Source organism: uncultured Planktosalinus sp., assembly GCF_963973675.1.
In the GTDB taxonomy this organism is placed as follows: Bacteria; Bacteroidota; Bacteroidia; order Flavobacteriales; family Flavobacteriaceae; genus Planktosalinus.
The window spans coordinates 1-3169 of record NZ_CAXBAN010000315.1 but is presented as its reverse complement, the minus strand read 5'-3'; the positions used below and the strand labels follow the sequence as shown (position 1 = coordinate 3169).

The window sequence follows — 3169 nt, the reverse complement described above, 5'->3', positions numbered from 1 at the left end:
AAATTAAAGGCATAAATGACAAGTTAAACAAAATGATTTATGAAAAAAGTAAAAAACGTCTTGACATTGCAGATGAGAATGCTATTATGAGACTTCAGAAGCATGCACAAAAATTAAAAGATGAAAAATCCTGGTATTATAATTTTCACGTAAAAAATGAATCGACAGATGAAATGATCGATTATTTTCTGAATGATCCAATCTATTTAAATGAAGTGACTCACTATGGGAGAACTAATATTGGCGGTCACAATACAGCAGCATTAAATTTTCGAAACAATGCGCTGAAACTTTATGATGAACTGTCTGATTATCTAAACATCCCTAAAGACACCCTAATTAGTAAAGACTTAAGCCGTTTTGGGCATTATATAGGTATCTACACCGATAGTCTAAATATTGTTGAAATTATAAGAGAAAAAGAGGACTTTGTGTATATCAGAAAAACAAAAACTAACTCTTTGGAAGTTTTCCGTGCTATTCTATATCCCGAAACCAAAAATAATTTTACTGTTGGTGGCAGTTTCGGGCATTTAACTTTTATTAATAGCAAAGTTGATAGATTGATTCTATCTTCCGGTGGTAATAGAAGAAATTTAAAAAGTATTAATTAAACTAGATAAACTTCATTTTTGTTGTCGCAATCTTTGCCTAATTTTTTTCAGAAACAGGTTCCCCTCGCTCCCGCATCCCGATAGTTATCGGGACATAGTGTGGTAAGCATTCACATCGCAGCAACTCCTGCCAATGAATAGCAAAACAAGCTAATAGGAGCAGAAATTATAAGTTTCTAAATCCTGAAGTTTATGTGTATAGCAGTGCTGCAGATTATAGAGAAAGAAAAGGAATTTTGGATAATGTGATTGTTTTTGAGTGTTTTGGTTGAATTAAAATTAAACGTATCAACCAAATACATAGCTTGCAATCAAAGGTCGTCACACACGTGATGCAATCCAGCCTTAGACGCGCAGGCGCGCGGAAGTGGGGGTATCCAATTGATTTTAAATGGACTTCAGCAATAACTCAACCCCGCCTGGCATTAAGTTAAAAACCGTGTCAAACCACCCCCTCAAACCACCCCTAATTACAAGCCCTCCCAAGGTCTGTACAGCAAAGTTGTCATGACTGTACAGAAAACTAGTTGTGGCTGTACAGAGAGCTTGTCACGGCTGTACAGTAAACTCTGAGTAAGTTTCGATTTCATTTCATTAAACGGGGCAATGTAGTCCAAAGAGCGTTTTTACTGGGTATTTGACAAAAACCCATTGTTAATAACTCAAAGTGCTATTTTTCAGTAACTAAGCAATATAAATCAAGTTGCATCAAAAAAAATGCAAGTTTAGGGGTGTTTTTAAAAAGTGTATTTAGTATCTATCTGATTATCAGATCATAATCCTTCAACATTTGGTTTTTTTTCTTTTAGCATAAAAGCACAATAAATTATTACATAACACACTGTAATACTGTATTTTAAAGTTATTTTTATTAAAATAATAAAATTCCATTTTTTGTTGATAAGTAAACTTTAAAGTTTCAAAATAATTTCGCAATTTTACAGTGCAGTCAAAGCGGCTGCCACCGCAAGGTGAACATGTTCATATTTTTATTGCAGTGATTGTTTCATTTAAACTTTAAAGCAAATGCAAAAGTTTAAAGCCGTTCAACGGCACAATCCGTTAGACCCGGAGGCTCCCAATAAGTTTTATGCAAGCCCTGTTTATACAGCCAGCATGGATCTGAAGGAACTTTCTGATGAAGTAGCAGAAAAAAGCTCGCTTACGCGAGGTGATTGCTACAATGTGATTCAGAATTTTCTAAGTTCTATGAAGAAGGCGTTAAACAAAGGCTACATAGTCAAATTGGATGATCTGGGTACGTTTCGCACCACACTGAGTAGTACAGGAGTCGAAACTGCAGATGAACTGTCATCGGGCAATATCAGAAAAGCACGAATTCGCTTTTCACCCGCTGACGAACTCAAAGGGATGCTCACTTCTATGAAGTTTGCAAAAAAAGAAGGATAGGCCGTACACCCATCCTTGCTTATAACCCTTTTGAGGTTTTTTTGTGTAAACCCCTACGACCCTTTTTTGTGGATGTGGGGGTTTCTTATTTTAACGTAAATATACAAACTTGTTTGAATCTGTTGGAACTTTTAACACATTATTTTTCACATACAGTGTGACGTTAAATAAAATATTAAATACCTGATATAATGAGTTTTATATATTTTAATTGTTAATAACCTCCATTTCCTACCGTGCAAAAAGCGCTAAAAAGCGCGCAAAAGTTAATTCTTGTTGGAACCTGTTGGAACACCAACTCACAAACTCAATAGCTCACCAATTACTCTGGGAGAGTTTTAACAATTTTAACTATATTTGAGTATCCCCTTTTTAATTATCCCCGCTTACTAAATCTCATGCTTATTAAAGAAAAAGCTTTGAAGATAATAAGAAGAAAAAACACTGCGTAATAGTCCATGTTGCCTTTAAGTCCTTTATTATGAAAGAACAAAAACAACACAAGCCAGGCTTTATACCAAAACACGGTGGTTACCGCAATTTGATTTCGTATCAAAAAGCGGAAATTATCTATGACGGCACCATTTATTTTACCAATCGGTTTTTCAGGAAGTATGACCGCACTATTGATCAAATGGTACAAGCAGCCAGAAGTGGCAAACAAAACATAGTTGAAGCCAGTATGGGTTCCGGCACATCAAAAGAATTTGAAATTAAATTAACCAATGTCGCCCGGGCTTCTTTGGAGGAGTTGCGCATAGATTATGAAGATTTTCTAAGAAGTGGCAACTATGAAATATGGGGAAAAGAACACCGGTTAGTAGCAAGATTGCGCGAACTCAACAAAACACCCAATGCCACTTATGAAACGTTTAAAAAAGGCATTGAGAATGAAAACCCTGAGATATGTGCCAATGTCATGATTGGCCTCATCAAAGTAGTAAGCTTTTTATTAAACAAGCAGATCAAAGCACTGGAAACAGCTTTCTTAAAAGAAGGCGGTTTGAGAGAGCGAATGACCAAAGCAAGAATTGAACAACGCAAAAAGCGTTAAAAGAGCAACAGGCTTAAAGGGTTTAACGGGTAAAAGGGACAAAAGGGACTCACAGGGACTTTACCGCCGGCGTGAATAACCTGGCTACGGC

3 protein-coding genes are annotated in these 3169 nt (G+C 36.1%); all 3 read left to right on the top strand.

Annotated features, from left to right (window positions below; genetic code table 11):
- The coding region (locus AACY61_RS11155) for a hypothetical protein (protein WP_339611664.1) at positions 1 to 614 on the top strand (614 nt) is incomplete at its 5' end.
- Positions 615 to 1640: 1026 nt separating this feature from the next.
- The gene (locus AACY61_RS11150; protein ID WP_339611663.1) at positions 1641 to 2024 is read left to right on the top strand and encodes an HU family DNA-binding protein; all 384 of its coding nucleotides are present in this window, start codon (positions 1641 to 1643) and stop codon (positions 2022 to 2024) included.
- Between the two features lie 481 nt (positions 2025 to 2505).
- Positions 2506 to 3078, top strand: a complete 573-nt coding sequence (locus AACY61_RS11145; RefSeq protein ID WP_339611662.1) for a four helix bundle suffix domain-containing protein — start codon at positions 2506 to 2508, stop codon at positions 3076 to 3078.
- Positions 3079 to 3169: the final 91 nt, after the last annotated feature.

Excerpts from the sequence above, each read along its gene's own strand:
- AACY61_RS11150 (WP_339611663.1), top strand. The coding sequence starts at position 1,641 with ATGCAAAAGTTTAAAGCCGTTCAACGGCACAATCCGTTAGACCCGGAG.
- AACY61_RS11145 (WP_339611662.1), top strand. The coding sequence starts at position 2,506 with ATGAAAGAACAAAAACAACACAAGCCAGGCTTTATACCAAAACACGGT.